The organism is Pigmentiphaga litoralis (assembly GCF_014651835.1).
GTDB lineage: Bacteria > Pseudomonadota > Gammaproteobacteria > Burkholderiales > Burkholderiaceae_B > Pigmentiphaga > Pigmentiphaga litoralis.
This window is the reverse complement of sequence record NZ_BMXQ01000001.1, coordinates 3,893,625-3,911,087: the sequence shown is the minus strand read 5'-3', so window position 1 is coordinate 3,911,087 and position 17,463 is coordinate 3,893,625. Positions and strand designations below refer to the sequence as shown.

At 66.6% G+C, this 17,463-nt stretch carries 15 protein-coding genes, 1 pseudogene and 1 riboswitch; of the genes and pseudogenes, 12 read left to right on the top strand and 4 right to left on the bottom strand.

Annotation, left to right across the window (positions count from 1 at the left end; translation table 11 throughout):
- Positions 1–60 precede the first annotated feature (60 nt).
- From IE116_RS17845 to IE116_RS17810, 8 genes are all read left to right on the top strand, one after another.
- The gene (locus IE116_RS17845) at positions 61–972 is read left to right on the top strand and encodes an AEC family transporter (RefSeq protein ID WP_189614742.1); all 912 of its coding nucleotides are present in this window, start codon (positions 61–63) and stop codon (positions 970–972) included.
- Positions 973–1,067: 95 nt separating this feature from the next.
- Positions 1,068–1,634: a sigma-70 family RNA polymerase sigma factor gene (locus IE116_RS17840; RefSeq protein ID WP_189614251.1), complete on the top strand. Its 567-nt coding sequence runs from the start codon at positions 1,068–1,070 to the stop codon at positions 1,632–1,634.
- Positions 1,631–2,371 (top strand): anti-sigma factor, encoded by a 741-nt coding sequence (locus IE116_RS17835; protein ID WP_189614250.1) that lies wholly within the window; start codon positions 1,631–1,633, stop codon positions 2,369–2,371. The genes IE116_RS17840 and IE116_RS17835 overlap by 4 nt, the downstream gene beginning before the upstream one ends.
- Before the next feature lie 88 nt (positions 2,372–2,459).
- Positions 2,460–3,302, top strand: a complete 843-nt coding sequence (locus tag IE116_RS17830; protein WP_189614249.1) for a DUF4394 domain-containing protein — start codon at positions 2,460–2,462, stop codon at positions 3,300–3,302.
- A 161-nt stretch (positions 3,303–3,463) separates the two neighbouring features.
- Positions 3,464–4,216 carry a FadR/GntR family transcriptional regulator gene (locus IE116_RS17825; RefSeq protein ID WP_189614248.1) on the top strand — a complete coding sequence of 251 codons (753 nt, stop codon included), beginning with the start codon at positions 3,464–3,466 and terminating at the stop codon, positions 4,214–4,216.
- Positions 4,217–4,522: 306 nt separating this feature from the next.
- Entirely contained in the window at positions 4,523–5,488 is a 966-nt protein-coding gene (locus IE116_RS17820; RefSeq protein WP_189614247.1) for a Bug family tripartite tricarboxylate transporter substrate binding protein, read from the top strand.
- Positions 5,489–5,600: 112 nt separating this feature from the next.
- Positions 5,601–6,884, top strand: coding sequence for an amidase (locus IE116_RS17815; RefSeq protein WP_189614246.1), 1,284 nt, complete (start codon positions 5,601–5,603; stop codon positions 6,882–6,884).
- Positions 6,885–6,893: 9 nt separating this feature from the next.
- On the top strand, positions 6,894–7,976 hold the full coding sequence (locus IE116_RS17810; protein ID WP_189614245.1) for an AbrB family transcriptional regulator: 1,083 nt from the start codon (positions 6,894–6,896) through the stop codon (positions 7,974–7,976).
- A 61-nt stretch (positions 7,977–8,037) separates the two neighbouring features.
- Here IE116_RS17810 and IE116_RS17805 read toward each other — a convergent pair.
- Positions 8,038–8,292: pseudogene (locus tag IE116_RS17805) on the bottom strand (YkgJ family cysteine cluster protein); the annotation flags it as partial.
- Entirely contained in the window at positions 8,292–8,855 is a 564-nt protein-coding gene (locus IE116_RS17800; RefSeq protein WP_189614244.1) for a hypothetical protein, read from the bottom strand. The pseudogene IE116_RS17805 and the gene IE116_RS17800, both read right to left, overlap by 1 nt.
- 210 nt (positions 8,856–9,065) lie before the next feature.
- Between IE116_RS17800 and IE116_RS17795 the strand changes: the two genes are divergently transcribed.
- The 4 genes from IE116_RS17795 (at position 9,066) to IE116_RS17780 (ending at position 13,837) form a co-directional block, all read left to right on the top strand.
- On the top strand, positions 9,066–9,929 hold the full coding sequence (locus IE116_RS17795) for an alpha/beta hydrolase (protein ID WP_189614243.1): 864 nt from the start codon (positions 9,066–9,068) through the stop codon (positions 9,927–9,929).
- A 225-nt stretch (positions 9,930–10,154) separates the two neighbouring features.
- Positions 10,155–10,586, top strand: coding sequence for a nucleoside diphosphate kinase regulator (gene rnk / locus IE116_RS17790; protein WP_189614242.1), 432 nt, complete (start codon positions 10,155–10,157; stop codon positions 10,584–10,586).
- 74 nt (positions 10,587–10,660) lie between these two features.
- Positions 10,661–10,910, top strand: a riboswitch (cobalamin riboswitch).
- Positions 10,911–11,003: 93 nt separating this feature from the next.
- On the top strand, positions 11,004–12,875 hold the full coding sequence (locus IE116_RS17785; RefSeq protein ID WP_189614241.1) for a TonB-dependent receptor domain-containing protein: 1,872 nt from the start codon (positions 11,004–11,006) through the stop codon (positions 12,873–12,875).
- A 14-nt stretch (positions 12,876–12,889) separates the two neighbouring features.
- Positions 12,890–13,837: a cobalamin-binding protein gene (locus IE116_RS17780; protein WP_229828272.1), complete on the top strand. Its 948-nt coding sequence runs from the start codon at positions 12,890–12,892 to the stop codon at positions 13,835–13,837.
- A 75-nt stretch (positions 13,838–13,912) separates the two neighbouring features.
- Here IE116_RS17780 and IE116_RS17775 read toward each other — a convergent pair whose 3' ends face one another.
- Positions 13,913–14,680, bottom strand: coding sequence for a hypothetical protein (locus IE116_RS17775; RefSeq protein WP_189614240.1), 768 nt, complete (start codon positions 14,678–14,680; stop codon positions 13,913–13,915).
- Complete coding sequence (locus IE116_RS17770) at positions 14,677–17,460, bottom strand: glycosyltransferase family protein (protein ID WP_189614239.1); 2,784 nt, start codon at positions 17,458–17,460, stop codon at positions 14,677–14,679. The genes IE116_RS17775 and IE116_RS17770 overlap by 4 nt, the downstream gene beginning before the upstream one ends.
- Positions 17,461–17,463 lie beyond the last annotated feature (3 nt).

The following is a 17,463-nucleotide window of genomic DNA, read 5'->3' as shown; positions in this document are numbered from 1 at the left end:
GCCTCCCCTGCCGTATTTCGTATTCGCCCTGTCCCTTGCCTGTGTCGCGCGAGCCGCATGATGGGCGCGGTCCTCCACTTCTATTTTTCGATGCTGTCGGTGCTGGCGCCTCTGGTGGTGTGCGTGGGCGTGGGCGTTGTGTGGGGCAAGAAGAACTATCCGTTCGCGGCGCAGTTCATCACGGTGCTGGCGACGTCGGTGTCGACACCGGCGCTGGTCTTCAGCACGTTGGTGACCGCGAAATTGTCGAACGAAGTGCTGGCCAATGTCGCGGGGGCGACGGCGCTGGCGTTGGGATTGTGCGCGGTGGCGTGCGCGGTGGCGTTGAAGGTGACGGGCCAGCCGGTTCGCAAGTTGCTGCAGACGGCAACGTTTCCCAATGCAGGCAATCTGGGGTTGCCGATCTCGTACCTGGCATTTGGCGATGCGGGACTGTCGACGGCCATTGCGTTCTTTGCGGTGTGCTCGTTCATTCAGCACACGATCGGTGTCCGCTTTCTGCCCAATACTCAGGGAATTGCGGCGCCCTGGAAGAGTCCGATCCTGATTGCGTCGGTGTCGGCGGCGCTGTGCCGGCTGCTTGCTTGGGTGCCGCCTGACTGGATCATCGAGTCGACCAAGTTGCTTGGCAGCTTGACCGTGCCGTTGATGTTGCTCAGCCTGGGTCATGCGTTGGCGGTCATCCCTGCGGCCGGGTTGCGGATCGGGTCCATCGTGGGCACGATGCGACTGCTGCTTGGTTTGGCGGCGGGGTATGCGGCGGGCTGGTTGATTGGCCTGCCGGACGAGTTCTCGAACATTCTGGCGCTGCAGATGGCGATGCCCTGCGCGGCGGTGAGCTACATGTATGCCCGCCGCTATACGGACATGGGTGATGCGGCGGCGGGTGCGGTGTTGGTGTCGACGCTGAGCTTCCTCGCCCTGGCGCCGGCGTTGCTGTGGCTGGTGGGTTCCACGGCGGGATTGCGCTGAGTCGTAACAAGGGCCGCTCTGCGCTTCACTAGGCGCGCTCCCCCCGGTACAGTGACGGCGACCCTCGCAAACGCAGTCAACGGGCGACCCCATTCATGCCACCTAGTAGCGCCAACAGCGACATCGATGTCGACGTCGATTTCGACTACGAATCCGCCTTGGCCGCCTGTGCCCGGGGAGAGCGTTTTGCCTTGCGCGCGATCTACATGCGCGAGTCGCGGCGCCTGCTGGGCGTGGCGACGCGCCTGGTCCGGCGGCGGGAGCTGGCGGAAGAAGTGCTGCAGGATGCCTTTCTGCAGATCTGGGAGAAGGCCTCGACGTTCGATCCCAGCCTGGGGTCGGGCCGCGGCTGGATCTACAGTGTCGTTCGGTACAGGGCGTTGAACGAGATCCGCAAGGACGCGCGGATGGACGTGACCGAAGACGAGACGCTCCATTACCTGGCGGACCAGCAGCAGCCGGTCGAGCAGGAGGGGCTTGACACCGATGCTTTTGCCGAATGCATGAAGCATCTCGATGAAAAGCGGCAGCGGTCGATCGTGCTGGCGTTCGTTGACGGTTATTCGCACGAACAGATCGCTGAAACGCTGAATACGCCGCTCGGCACGATCAAGTCATGGATACGACGGGGGCTGACCGCTCTCAAGGAATGCATGTCATGAATTTCCAGGACGATGACGAACTGAGCGCCACCGCTGGCGAGTATGTCCTTGGGACCTTGCGCGGTGAAGAGCGCGACGCGTTCGAACGTGAGATGGCCAGCAATTTCAAGGTACGCCGCGAGGTGTATGAGTGGCAGGACCGGTTGTTCAGCCTCAACCTGGTGGCCAAGCCTGCGCAGACGCCGGCGACGCTGTGGGGCCGGATCGAGCAGCGGCTGCCTGCGTTTTCGCAGCGTGATGACGCACGGGGCGCGTCGTCGGCGCAGCCGGGCGGCTTCTGGTCGCGTCTGAATGTATGGCGCTGGACGGGTGCGGCGGGCTTTGCCCTGGCCGCGCTGCTGGCTGCGGCGCTGGTGTTGCGGCCGACCATCAATACGGTGGAAACGCAGTATGTGGCGGTGCTGCAGTCGCCCGACCGCGGTATGGCGGGCTGGGTGGTGGACGCATCGAACCCTCGCGAGCTGCGGATGATCCCTTTGGTGGACAACACGCTGACGACGCCGAACTCGATGGAAATCTGGACGAAGGCGGAAGGCGCGGCCCGTCCGACGTCGCTCGGATTGCTGCCGACCAACGCCGTTACGATCATTCCGAAGGACCGGTTGCCCACCCTCGAAGGTAACCAGTTGTTTGAGATCACGCTTGAGCCGCCCAACGGTTCGCCCACTGGTGGCCCCACGGGGCCGATTCTCTTCCTTGGCAAGACGGTTTCATTGCCTTCCAAAAAAACGTTATAGCGTTGCATCTAAAGCGTAGTCCCGTGTGTAGAGTCGGTTGAGACAGGCAGAACGCTGTCCATACCTACCAACATCAGGGAGAAAAACTATGCGGAAAACGAACTTCAAGTTGGGCGCGGCCGGACTGGCGCTTGTGGCGCTGACGGCATGCGGCAGCATGAATGACAAACGTGACGCCATGGCCCCCGTGACAGGCGGCGACGTGGTTGCGCTGACAAGCGGCAACCGGATCGTTACCTTCAATCGCGCCGATCCATCGATGATCCTGACGTCGATGCCTCTGACCGGCGTGCCGGTGGGCGAATTCCTGCTTGGCCTGGACTATCGTCCCGCCGATGGCATGCTCTATACGATGGCCAGCGGCGGTGGAATCTATACCGTCAACGCTGCGACAGGCGTGGCGACCAAGAAGTCGCAGCTGACCAGTTCGCCGGACAACAAGACGCCGCTGGCGTCGCTGACGGGCAGCCGCTTTGCGCTCGACTTCAATCCGGTGGCTGACCGCCTGCGCGTCGTCAGCGACACGGGCCAGAACCTGCGCATCAACGTCGACAACGGCGTGGCGATCAATGACGGCGCGATCAACGGCGTGGCCAATGCCCAGATCGTTGCTGGGGCCTACACGAACTCGTACGCTGGCGCGACCGCCACGGCCCTGTACGTGATCAACGGCATCGATGGTTCGGTCTATCTGCAGAATCCGCCAAACAATGGCACGCTGACGACCCCAGTGCCTATCGGCGTGGCAAGCAATTCGATCGCCGACTTTGACATCGAGTCGCGCGGCCAGAATGCCTATGCCGTGATGAACGTCAACGGAAAGCCGGGCTTCTATTGGATCGATCTGACCAACAAGGAACGCACCAAGCTGATTGGCGAATGGAGTGGTGCTGAATCCATCCGTTCCTTTGCACTCTGGCAGGCCAAGTAAGTCAGGGTCGGCTTCGGAGCTGCCTGCGAGCGGCGGCGGCTCCGGGTTTGCGGAGTGATTGGGCAGGGGCTAGGGACCCTGCCCTTTTTTATGGACGTTGCCTGCAAGTCATGCCGGGAGCGCCCAAAGCTATACTTGGGCAGCACGCACACCGGAACGCCATGACAGAACCCAAGCCCGCCCTCTCCTTCACCGGTCCCAAGCGCCGCGCACGCACGCTCGCGCAGGAAGTGGTGGCCGAGCTGTCCGACGCCATTCGCAGCGGCCAGCTCAAAGTGGGCGGCAAGCTTCCGACCGAGTCCGAGATCATGTCCAGCATGGGCGTGAGTCGCACGGTGGTGCGCGAGGCGCTGTCCAATCTGCAGGCCAGCGGCCTCGTGGAAACGCGTCACGGCATTGGCACCTTCGTGCTTGCGCCGGCCACGGCGCAGGCGCCCTTCCGCATCGGTCCGGGCGCGGTGCTGACGGCCATCGACATTCTGGCGATGCTGGAACTGCGCATCAGCCTGGAGGCCGAGGCTGCCGCGCTGGCCGCGGTTCGCCGCAGCGACGATCACCTTGCCGACATGCGTCAGGCCCTGACCGCCTTGCAGTCCACGGTGGCCGAAGGCGGCGATTCGGTCGAGTCCGATTTTGCGTTCCACCTGACCGTTGCGCGCGCTACCGGCAACCGCTATTTCACCGACATGATGATGCACCTGGGCAATGCGCTGATCCCGCGCAGCCGGCTGCAGGTGGAAGGCGCGGCGCGCCGGCAGTATCTGGATCGGCTGGAGCTCGAACACGAGAACATCTTTGACGCGATCGCGCGCGGCGACGCCGAAGGCGCCCGTGCTGCCATGCGCATGCACCTGACCCACAGCCGCGAGCGGCTGCGCGCCGCCTCCGAATCGATCCCGTCACCGCATAGCTGATATGCCGCGGAGCCCCGCATGGCGCGGCTCTGCACAGGTACCTGACTCCTCGCGCCCCACGATGGCGACCGTCGCTGCCCTCCTATGGTGCAGCGCAGCACGTTCGTGCGTTCGCTTTGCTTGCGCGGCGCCGATGCCGCGGCTGCGCAGCATCCAGGCGAATGCCCTGCCACGCGCGATATTGCCAACGTCCAGCCCCGCTTCCCGCGCCGCTCTCGGCCGCGCGTCCCGCCACCTTGGCACGCCTGTTGCTTTGTACGGACAAGAAGACATTTACGTCGTTCACTCCGTCACGTTGGACATGCCATGCGCCTCTCGAACCTTGCTCCAGCTTTGTTGATCCTGTCCACGATGTCCGGCGCCGCCGTGGCGCAGGACGCATATCCAAGCAAGCCGATACGCTTCATCGTGCCGTTTGCACCGGGTGGCGGCGCGGACATCTCGGCGCGTGTGATCGCGATGAAGATGGGCGCGGCGATGGGCCAGACCGTGGTGGTCGAAAACCGCCCAGGCGCCGGTGGCGTGATCGGCACGGACATGGTTGCCAAGGCGCCGGCCGATGGATACACCATTCTGCTCGGCACCATCGGTCCGATCGCGATCAATCCGTCGCTGTACAAGAAGCTGTCGTACAACGTGGACCGTGACTTCACGCCGATCAGCCTGGTGGGCAACGCGCTCAACGTGCTCGTGGTCAGTCCCACGCTGCCGGTCAAGACCGTGCCGGAGCTGATCGCCTACGCCAGGACGCATCCGGTCGCATTCGGGTCGTCGGGCAACGGCGCGACAGATCATTTGGCGGGCGAGATGTTCAATGCACTGACCGGCCTGTCGATGCTGCATGTGGCCTACAAGGGCGGTGTGCCGGCCATGACCGACCTGATGGCGAACCAGGTGCAGCTTGTGTTCTCGACCGTGTCCACCGCGGCAGGCGCCATCAAGGCGGGCAAGGTGACGCCCATCGCCATGACGGGCTCAACCCGCTTCAAGGGCATGCCGGACATTCCGACCATCAAGGAAGCCGGTGTGCCGGCCTTCGAGGTGAACAATTGGTATGGCGTGCTGGTGCCGCGCGATACGCCTGCGCCCATCGTTGCGCGCCTGAACACCGAACTGGTGGCGGCGCTGAAAACGCCGGAGGTGACGGCCAAGTTGCTGGAGTCCGGCATCGAGCCGGCCTGGACCACTTCCAACGAATTCGGCAGCTACATCAAGACCGAGACTTCCAAGTGGGCGCGCGTCGTTGCCGACTCGCGCGCAACAGTGCAGTAAGCGTTTGCACGCCTGGACTTTCAACCCTTGCCTCCGCCTGCGATACTCACAGGCGGAGGCATGCGCATTTCCGATGCGTCCTCCGCTCCCCGACCACGCAGCCCATTGATCCATGACCCATCTACATGAACTGACGGCAACCGAAATCGTCCGGGCCATCCACGGCGGACGTACCACTGCGGTTGCCGTTGCAGAGGCCTGCCTGCTGCACATCGAATCCCGGGAAGCCGACGTGCAGGCCTGGGAGTATCTCGATCCGGGCCTCGTTCTTGAACAGGCGCGTGCACTCGATCGCGCCGGCGGCAAGGGTCCGCTGCAGGGCGTGCCCGTAGGGCTGAAAGACATCATCGATACGGCCGACATGCCGACCGCGCTGGGCACGCCGATTCACGCGGGCCGCCGGCCGACCATCGACGCGGCGTGCACCGCGCTGACGCGCCGCGCGGGCGGGATCATCATGGGCAAGACGGTCACCACCGAGTTCGCCAACCGGTTTCCGGGCAAGTCGCGCAATCCCCACGACGCCACCCGCACGCCGGGCGGCTCGTCCAGCGGATCGGGCGCAGCCGTGGGCGCATCGATGGTGCCACTGGCCATCGGCACGCAGACAACCGCGTCGACCATCCGGCCCGCCTCGTTCTGCGGCTGCGTGGGCTATGTGCCCAGCCGCGGCGACATCCGCACTTTTGGCGTGATGGAGGCCGCTGCGTCGTTCGACACGGTTGGCCTGATTGCGCGATCGGTTGAGGACATCAACTTGTTTCGCAACGTGCTGATCGGCACGCCGCCCGCCGCCTTGCCCGAAGTGGCGATCAACGAAGTGCGCATCGGCTTTGCCCGCACCGGGTTCTGGAACGAATGCGACGACGACACGAAAGCCTTTCTGGAAAGCTTTGCACGGACCCTGTCCGCCGACGGCGCCGCGGTCAGAGACGTGACTCTGCCTGGCGCTCTGGAGGACGTGCAGGAAGCGCACCGTTGGGTGTCGAGTTTCGAGTTCGTGCGCAACCGCACGTTCGAGATCGACCATCACTGGGAGCGCATCAGCAGCGCGCTGCGCGGCGGCCGCATCCAGGACGGCATGGACTGCCGCTTCGAGTTGTACGGCGAGTCGCGCGAGACGCTGCGACGCTGCGCGGCCCTGCTGGACGATGTCTTCAAGGACTATGACGTCCTGCTGACCCCAGCCGTGGCGGGTGAGGCCCCCGTGGGCCTGACGTCCACCGGCAATGCGTCGTTCTCGACGCTGTGGACGGCGCTCAACATTCCCGCGGTCACCCTGCCCTTGCACCGGGGACCCAACGGCATGCCGGTCGGCCTGCAACTGGTCTCACGCCGGTATGCGGATCGCTTGCTGCTGGGCATTGCCCGCGTCGTCTTGCGCAAGCACGGCTGAGGTCCTGCAGTGAATCATCTGAAAACCGCGTCGCGCGTGGCCGCGACCCTGGTGGCCGGCCTTATCGGCGCTGAAGTCTGTGTGTGGCTCAAGACCCCTTTGCCCTGGATGATCGGCCCGCTGCTGGTGGTGGCCGCGCTCAAGATGGCGGACACGCCGCTGCAGTTTCCCGTCCCGTTTCGCGCGGCTGGCCAGTGGATCATCGGCACGTCGCTGGGGCTTTACTTCACACCCGCCATCAACGCGCAGCTGGCCCATTACCTGCCCTGGGTGATCGTCAGTGTGCTGTTTGCGATGGCGGCCGGCATCGGCGGCGGGCGGCTCCTGCAGCGCATGACCGGCGTGGATTCCAAGACGGCTTTCTTTGCCGTGGCCATTGGCGGGTCATCGGAAATGGCAGTGCAGGCCGAACGCAACGGCGGCCGCGTCGATCTGGTTGCCGCGGCCCATTCCCTCCGCATACTGATGGTTGTGTTGATCATCCCGACCATCTTCCGTCTGACCGACGTGCATGGCACGGATCCCTACACGCCGGGGCTTGGCCACTTCGACCTGCTGGGGCTGATCAAGCTGGGCGGGCTGACGGCGCTGGTCGGCTGGTTCCTGAACCGCTACAAGATCCCGAACGCCTGGGTGATCGGACCGCTGCTGTTCACGATTGCGCTGACTGCCGCGGGGGTGGACTGGACGACGCTGCCGCGCTGGATCGTGAACGTCGCGCAGCTTTTCATCGGCTGCGCGCTGGGGATCCGCTTCACGAAGAAATTCATCCACACCGCGCCGCGCTACATGGCGGGGGTGGCGGTGTCGGTGCTGCTGTTGATGGGCGTCATGGCCGCGTTCGGTTACGTGCTGTCGCTGCTGAGCGGCATTCCGGCGCCGACCGCGGTGCTGGCGACCGCCCCCGGCGGCATCGCCGAAATGAGCCTGACGGCCCAGGTGCTGCACTTTGGCGTGCCGGTCGTGACGGTGTTCCATGTCACGCGCGTGCTGGTCATGGTGCTGTCGGTCGGACCGCTGTACCGGCTCATGAAGCCCTGGCTGGAGCGGGACCTGCCGGTTACCGCGGCGCCAGCGCCACCGCTGCGGTAGACGCCGCCGAGGATGATGCCGTGGTGGCTGCCGCGGACGCTGCGGCGCCGATTGCCATCGTCGGCGCGGTCGCCACCTCGAGTTCCGTCAGCCACCGGATCGCGTGATCGCGATCCGGCCCGCACATCTCTGCCGACGGCTGCAGGCCGCCGCACACGGCCGGCCGGCGCGGATCGCCAAAGATCGCGCAGCGCAGGTCGGGCATCAGCTGGATGCACGGCACACCCGCTGGCTTGCCCTCAGGCATCCCCGGAATGGCGCTGGTGATCGACGGCGCGGTGCAACAGGCGCCGCAGCCAGGACGGCAGGACAGCATTATTCCGCCCGTACCGACTCGACGAACTGCTTGGCCACATCCGGCGCCAGCTCGGCCTCGGGCCCGAGCGCAACGATCTCGATCAGGCTGTTGCCCAGCACATAGACGCGCCCCAGCAGCCACGATGGCGAGTTGGCCACCGCGCCATGCACCTCGACTTCGACCGCACGGAACAGCTTACGGGTATCGGCCGCCGACTGCTTGAGCGTGACGTCGCGCCGCTGGCGCAGCGTGCCGCGCAGGTTGGCGCGCAGCACTTCTTCGAAGGCGTCGGCGACCTTGGCCATTTCGGCCGGATCGTTCAGCACGGCGTCGGGCAACTTTGCATGGCCCACGGCGAAAACCGAGGCATCAACCTGCGCGATGGTGAACGTGAGCGGCAAGGTATGCCCCGCCACGTTCACGTCGCGCGTGTCCGCCTGCGGCCGGGCGGGGTACGTGACCTTGACTGCGCCGTCGGCCGCCGGCATCTCGCGCCAGTCGTACTTGGGCGAGCAGGCCGTCAGCGCCAGGAAGGACACGGCAAGCGACAGGGAGACGAACAGGCGAGGCAGGATGCGCATGGTCGGCAGTTTTCCGTAAGTGAATGAGGGCCGGTGGTGGCTACAGGGTCGGGCGAGGGGGAAAGGAGATGACTTAGCCGAAAAACGGCGAAATAGGCCGACGATGGCTACAACCGGTTACATGACCCACGGCTGAAGGCACGCCCAAGGTGGGCGACAATCCGCGTTTCGCAACCCCCGACACGGACACTTCAATTGTCGCTGATTTCCATGACCACTGCCTCGGACGGCACTCAGCTGGCCGGCCACCGATGGGCGATGCCCGACGGCGCCGCGCCCGAGGGACGTCCGGCGTACCTGCTGCACGGCCTGGGCGAGCATGCCGGACGGTATGACGCACTGGCACAGTGGCTGGGCGAGCGCGGCTGGCAACTGGCCGCGCACGACCATCGCGGGCACGGCAAGTCGAGCGGCAAGCGGGGCGCGCTGCGGGATGTCGACGACCTGGTGCTCGATGCCGAACATCGCCTGTCGGAGTACGTGCAGGAAACCGGCGTGCCGCCCTTGCTGATCGGCGTCAGCCTGGGCGGTCTGGTGGCGGCGCGGGTGGCGCTGCGCGGGAATGTCGAGCTGGCCGGGGTGGTGCTGGTGTCGCCCGCGTTCGCGTTCAAGCCCACGGCAGTGCAGCGGCTGATGCTGGGCACCATCGGCAATCTGGCGCCCGATCTGCGCGTCGGGAACGGGATCGACGCCGCCAGGCTGTCGCACGAGCAGGCCGTGGTCGATGCGTATCGCAACGATCCACTGGTGCACGACCGGGTCACGGGGCGGCTGGTCCGGTTCGTGATGACAGCCGGCGACGCGGCCATCACCCAGGCGTCGGCCCTGCCCTGCCGTACCCTGATGCTGGTGGCGGGCGAAGATTCCGTCGTCGACCCGGCGGGTAGCCGCCGATTTGCCGATGGCGCCGCGCCGGGCAAGCTCGCGCTGCGCTGGTATCACCAGGCGTTCCACGAGGTGCTGAACGAGTCGCCCGAGCTGGCCGCGCCCGTGTACGCCGACCTGGATGAGTGGCTGGCCACGCTGGATCGGCCCACCCCGGTTGAAGCGTTGGCCGGCATTGGGCTATCCTGATCCTTATGCACACGACGTTGCGCGCCCGGGTGGCGCGTCTTCTCCCTCCGAATCTTCCCGCACTGACGCGCCGCACCGGCCTGCCCGTGCGCCGCGCTGCGCGCGGCTGTCTGCTCATTCCGGTCTTCGACCGATAAGCCCGGCGATCTTCCTTCCTCTTCCTGCTCAATTCTTGACGGATCGCCGGGCACATCTCTGAGCCACTGCTTTCCCTAGGAAACCGGCATGTCGCCTACCGCTACTCACGTTGCCACGCCCACATTCATTACCGTTACCGAGCTCGACTACGTCCGGCTCAATTCCCTGATCGCGTCGCTGGGCGACGCGTCGCCCGCCATTGAACGCCTCGAAGAAGCGCTCGACCAGGCCGACCAGGTTCCGTCCGACACCATTCCCGGCGACGTCATCACCATGCACACCCAGGTGCGCGTGCAGGATGTCGACGGCGGTGACGTCCGCACCCTGACCCTGTGCTATCCGAAGGAAGCCGATCCGGCCAAGGGCAATGTGTCCGTGCTGTCGCCGATCGGTGCGAGCCTGCTGGGCAGCCGCGCGCCGGGCCGGGTCAGCTGGGTTGCGCCCGACGGCGCCGAGCACGCGCTTGACGTGGTCGAGATCGTGTTCCAGCCCGAAGCGAACGGGGATTACACCGCGTGATGACACCTGCTGCCCGCTGCGGCAGCAATGCAACAGAACCGACATTCTTCGGCGGCCCGCCTGGGGCTGCGTGCTAGAGTACGCGCCGAGTCGGTGCTTGGTTGCACCCAAGGTAAACGGGAAACAGGGAAGACCAGTCGCTGGCCTTAACCTGTGCTGCCCCCGCAACGGTAAGCATTCGTCCCCGACCGGTCACGCCGGTCCAGGACACACCACACCAATCCCACTGTGATGGCCCTCACCGCACCCCGGTGGCGCAGGTCATGGGAAGGGGGTGCGGTCATGAATGCCAGCCCGGATACCGGCCGGCTCTGCGGTTCACCAGACCGTATCCTGGGGAGGCGCTGTCCCCTTGCCGCGCTTCCCTGATTGCATGACGTGCGGGGTCGCACGTCCATCCCAGGCAACAGGCTTTCCATGTCCTTCTTTACCCTTCGGCACCTTAGCGGTGTCGCCGGCGCCGTGCTCGTTTCCGCACCGGCCCTGGCCCAAGTGTCCCCCTCTGCGCAGACCAGCGCCACCCGACTCGATCCGATCACCGTGACGGCCGCCCGCGCGCCGCAGCCGCTGTCGGCCGCGCTGGGCGACGTGACCGTCATCGATGCCGACACCATTGCGCGCGCCGGCCAGAGCAGCCTGGCCGACCTGCTGCAACGCGAGCACGGCATCGACGTCGCCACCAATGGCGGTCCGCAGACCGTCACCAGCGTCTTCATCCGCGGCGCAAACAGCGCGCAGACCGTGTTCCTGATCGACGGCGCCCGCGTGGGTACGTCCACCGCGGGCGGCGCCGGCATCAATGCCATTCCCCTGTCGCAGATCGAACGCATTGAAATCCTGCGCGGCCCGGCCAGCAGCCTGTACGGCGCCGACGCGATCGGCGGCGTCATCAACATCATCACGCGCCGCGGCAGCCCGGACACCGCCCTGGCCCTGACCGGATCGGTCGGCTATGGCAGCTGGAACACGCAAAAGGCCGATATCGGCCTGAGCGGCAGCCAGGGCGTGTGGAACTACGCCCTGGCCCTGGGCCATGCGCGCAGCGACGGCTACAGCGCGGCCAAGCCGGGCGAGCCGGGTGGCCTCTATCACGCCGATCGTGACGGCTACAAGCTGGACACGGCGTCGGGGCGTCTTGGCATGATGTGGGCCGAAGGCCAGGAACTGGAAGCATCGTTCTTCCAGTCGCGCCTGAACGGCCAGTACGACGGCGGCGCGAGCTTCAACCAGCGCGCGGTCCAGAAGATCGAATCGCTGGGCCTGGCAAGCAACAACCGCATCAACAGCCTGTGGACCAGCCGCCTGCGCGCAGTCAAGACGGTTGACGATAATGTCAGCGTCACCAGCGCCACGCGCAGCTCGTATTTCCGTACCCGGCAGACGCAGTTTTCGTGGCAGAACGACCTGGCGATCGCGCCGGGGCAGGTGCTGTCCCTGGCGGCCGAGCGTCGCGAAGAAGACGTCGACAGCGACACGCGTTTCAACGCCACCGGCCGCAACACCAACTCGGCGCTGGCCATCTACCGGGCCGACCTGGGCCGCAATCACCTGCAGGCCAACCTGCGCTATGACCGCGTGTCGAGCTACGGCAACCGCACCACCGGCGGCCTGTCCTACGGCTTTGACCTGACGCCGGCCTGGCAGCTGACGGCCGCCGCCAACACGGGCTTTCGCCTGCCGACCTTCAATGACCTGTACTACCCTGGCTTCAGCAATCCGAACCTGCAGCCCGAAAAGTCGAAGAACTATGAAGCCGGCGTGCGTTATCGCCAGGGCGGCACCACTGGCAGCCTGATCGCGTATCACAACAAGGTCGACAACCTGATCCAGTACCAGGGCCGTGCCACGGTGGTAAACAAGGACGCGACGCTGAGGGGCATCACGTTGACAGCCGCGCAGCAGTTCGGCGCGACGTCGGTGCGCGGCAGCATCGACATCGTCGACCCGAAAGACAACAACACCGGTCAACAACTGACCCGCCGCGCGCGGCAGGTGCTGAAGCTGGCGGGCGACCATCCGCTGGGCGCCTGGCGTGTGGGCGCCGAATGGGTGCTGAGTGGCAAGCGCAGCGACACCTCGTACAACGCCAGCATCGGCCAGTTCGGTGCGAACGAAACGACCCGGCTCGGCGGCTACAGCCTGCTGAACCTGACCGCCTCGTATGACATCACCCGTCAGGCGCAGGTGCAGATCCGCTGGAACAACGTCATGGACAAGGACTACGAACTGGCGCGCGGCTATGCCACGCCAGGGTCGAACGTGTTCGTGAATCTGGTGTACCGGCCGTGACGCCGGGCTGAGCCATGTCGCTGCCCGGGACCCTCGTCGTGGTGATGGTGGCAGCATGGGGCGGCGCCGCCGTCCAGGCTGCGCAGGCGCCCGCGGCCGCTGCGCCGTCGCTCGTTGTGCGCGACGACACGGGCCGCGACATTCGGCTGGCCGCGCCCGCCCGCCGCATTGTCACCCTGTCTCCGCACGCCACGGAACTGATGGTGGCGGCGGGGGCGGGCGACCGGCTGGTAGGCGTCGACCAGAACAGCGATTACCCGTCCGAGGTCAAGCGGCTGCCCCAGGTGGGCAATCCGCTGAACCTGGATATCGAACGGGTGCTGGCGCTCAAGCCGGATCTGATCGTGGCGTGGGACTATGCCGCTTCCGGATCCACGGCCGGCAAGCTGCCCATGGCTTTGCTCGACAGCCTGGGCATTGCCGTGTTCTATAGCCGGCCCGCGCTGCTGGCCGACATACCGGATACGCTGGACCGTTTTGGCCGCCTGGCCGGGACGGGTGCGGTGGCGACACCGCGTGCCGCGCAACTGCGTCAGCAGTTGCACTCGCTGACGACGACCTACGCCGGGCAGGCGCCCGTGCGCACGTTCTACCAGTTGAGCGGACAACCGATCTACACCCTGAACAACCGCGGCATCATCGGTGACGCCCTGCGGCTGTGCGGCGCGGACAATGTGTTCGGCACGCTGCCCGCCGCGGCGCCGCTGGTCAGCGTGGAAGGCGTGCTGCTCGCCAACCCGCAGGTGATCGTGGTGGGCGCGTCCAAGGCCGCACGTAGCGCAGGCGACGCGGGGCAGGCCGCGCTCGCGCAATGGAAGGCCTTCGCGCCAGGGCTGACGGCCGCGGCGCGGGGGCATCTGTTCGTGGCCGATGCCGACCGCATGCATCGGCCGGGGCCCCGCATGATCGACGAGACCCGCACGCTGTGCGAACACATCGATCAGGCACGCAAGCCGAAATAACGCCGTGCGACGGCCGGGCCGATGAGGACGGACGCGATGCCACCGGCCTTCTGCCATTGATCTTTGTGTCGCCGCTCAGGCAAATGCGCTGCGGATCTGTTCCACCCTGGCCGCCATGGCTTGGCTGTCCTGCTCGACCGAGGCTTCGTACCAGTCCACGATGTCCTGCCGGTTCAACCGCCGGTACTTGGCGATCTCGTGGTCCAGCATGCCGAAGGCCCGCGCATAGTCCGGCCCGACGACATGGAACACCTTCATTCCGCCCCCATCGAGCACGCCCTTTACGCCCCGCTGCGCCAAGGCGCCGCACATCGCTGCGCCGATCGGGTAGTAGGCCGTGACGGGCAGGCGTAGCAGCATCGGCAGCACGCTGCGGTGATAGACCGAGAACCAGCCGTCCACCGGACCTTCATACACGCGCTCTGGGGCATCGAAGACGCGGTACTGCGCAAGCGGCGGACGCGCGCCGGTCGTGTAGTCGTCCTGCCAGACATCGGCCACGACCTGACGCACCTGGGGAAAGCGCGCAAAGAGATGCGCGGCCCGTTCGGCCAGCCCCCTGGACATGCACACCACGTCGTCGTCGATTTGCGCAATGAGCGGGTAACGCGATGCGCGGAACAGGTCGAGATAGGCCGTCATGCCGATGTTGTGCGGGCTGCGCCCGACCACGGTCAGGGGCACGCCCCGCGCCATCGCATCGGCAATGTCGGCGTCCAGCCCGGCATCTTCGACGTTGAGCCACAGCAGGATCTCGAAAGGCGTGCTGGTCTTGCGCACCAGCTCCTGCAACAGCAGGCGCGCATACACAGGCCGGTAGCAGGCCACGCAATACGAGATCATGAGGCCCACAGCTCCGGATATTGCGCAAGACGGAACAGAAAGGTCGCGCGGTCGACGTGCTTCCAGCGCACCCCGCGCCGCATCAGCCGGTCCACCAGGTGCCAGTCCCACGCCATCATGTCGAAGGGCAGGTCGTTGTTCAGATGCACGTCGAACAGCTCGCGGCGGAACAGGGGCTGGCCCAGGTCGATGCGGCCGGGCCGCGGCACCGGATGGTTCAGCAGCAGGCGGCCGTCGTAGCGGCACGAGCAATACACAAAGCCCAAGGCGGGATCCCGGTCCAGCGCGCGGATCAGCGGATCGAAGTGATCGGGCGTGTAGCCATTGTCATCCGACAGGAAGGCCAGATAGTCCCCGCGCGCCCGCTGCAGGCCGGCCGCGGCGGGGGCGATGCCCCAGTCGTTGTGACGCTGCGCCAGGTTGTAAAAGCCCACACGTGGGTCGTTGATGCCGTCCACGATCTGGTGGACAGCATCAACGACATCGGGCGGGGGATGGTCGGCCACGATCACGTGTTCGTAATCGGCAAAGTCCAGGTTCTGCACCGACGCAATGCAGCGGCGCAGGCAGTCGACGCGGTCGTACACAGTCGTGACGATGGACAGCCGGGGCGGCGGCGCCCGTACCGGCAACACGGCCCGCGCGCTGCGGCGCACGGGTGCGGAGTCGGTCGCCTTCAAGCGCACGGCGCGGACATGGACCGCTCCCCCCATCGCGCCCAGGAAGGCATAGCCGCCGTGCAGCACGGTATCGCGCACCCGGTGCAGCAGCTTGCCGTCGCGATAGAGCGTCAGTACGCCATTCGCGGCGGTGAGCCGCCACGTGACCCATTCCTGCCCGGGCGGCTCGATCTGCCGGAAGACGTGGTCGTGCCGCGCCAGATAGGCGCGCCGCGCGGTCATCAGCAGGTGATACGAATCGCTGGCCTGGTCGATGCGCTGTTGCTGATGCACCTTGGCAATCAGGCAGGCGCCCGGCGTCAGGCGCGCTTCGAACGTCAGGTCGACGTCGTCGAACCGCAGGCGGCTGACCAGCCCGCGCTCCTGCGCCGGCCCCCGCTGCGGCCCGGGGTCGATGATGAACACGCCATCTTCGGCGGCGTGCACGACCGGGCCAGTGCTGTGCCAATCGGCATCGACCGTCAGTACGCCGCAAGCATGCGCGGGGGCCGCGGCCGGCCAGCCCAGGGCGATGGCAAGCGCCGACGCCAGGCGGTCCTGGTAGCGCGACTGGCGGATCCGCGCGGCGCAGGCCTGCTGCACCCGTGCGCGTGCGGCATCATCCGCCAGCAGGCGGCGGATCACGGCAAGGGCCTGCGCTTCGCTCTGGAAGGTAGGCAGTTCGGGCAGCAGGGCATGCAGGCCGGCGCGGGGTTCGCTCACCACCGCAGCGCCACAGGCCAATGCCTCGAAGATCCGCGGATTGGCCGCCCGCCCTGGCAGCGCGTCGCGGTTGTAGTGATGCCTGTCGCGGAACACGTTGATCACGATCTTGGTGTCGCGATACAAGGCCGCCGCGTCGGCCGGCGACACGTTGGCCGACAGGCAGCGCGCCGCAACGCGCGGGTCGCGCCACGGTCCGCCCACCACATAGTCGAGCAGCCCGTGGTCCGCCAGCGTGCCCAGCATGCGTTCCCGCGACGGATTGCCGCCGCCAATGAAGCCCACGCCGCGTGACCGGCCAGCGATGCCGGCGCTGGCCTGCGCGGCGCCGGGGTGATGCAGCGCGGGCGCGTACGCCACTTCTAGCCCATGCGCATTCCGATGCCGCGGCACCGTGACCGGATCGTTCACGAAGACCACGTCGAACTGGCCCGACCAGCGCGCGGTGTCATCCACCTCGTAGGGCTCGTCGACCAGCCAGACGGCCGATCGCAGGCCCGCGAAGCGTTTGCCCCAGCGTTTGACAAAGCGGCGGCCGTGCACGACGAACAGCAGGTCGGGGCGAAAGGCAGCGATCTGGGTATCAAGGTCCGGTGCGTCCCAGTCAGCATGCGCTGCCGGCACGCCCAGGCTGTCGGCCGCCTCGCGCAAGCCCGTGTCGAACACCGTGCCGCAGGACAGGAAGCGGTAGTGCACGAAGAACACACGGGGCGCCGCGCGGGCCGTTGCGGCGGTGCCGGCGGCTGTCGCGCCGACTGCCACGGCGGGCGTTGCGCCTGCGTCGGCGGCGGCGTCCGCCCTGCCCGGCAGCCATGCGGCCAGATCCGCCCTCGGCACCGACCGCAGGCGGCTGACCGGACTCAGGTTGACCAGCTCGACGCCATCGGCTTGGCACGCCGCGGCAAGCGCGCCGTATTCCGCATCGATCCGCGCCAGTTGCGCGGCCAGCGCATGCGGGCCGGTCTGCCCGAAGAAATGCCGGTCGCCAAAGTCCACACCCAGCAGGCCGATGCGGCGCGCGCCCAGGTGGCGCGCCAGCTGGACGGCGACGTAAGGCGAGTTGTTGGAGTACGCCAGCGTGTCGTCGTCGGACTGCGCCGTGCCGCCCCGCCGGCCCAACCGGAACCGCACGACGTTCGGGTGCGCAAAGCCCGCGGGGTCGAGCTGCGTGACCAGCGTGCCGGCGCGAGAGGCTTCGACATAGGCATACCGATCGGCATCGAATTGCCGCCGTTCATTGAGCACGACCAGGTAGTCGGGGGTGAACCAGCGGCCGGCATCATTGACACCAATCGTGATGACACCCTTCGTATCCGGCAGGCGCGCGAGCGATTCGCCGCAGCCGCACACCAGGATCGTTGCGCCCGCATGATGGTTGCGAAGATCCACCATGTCCATGCG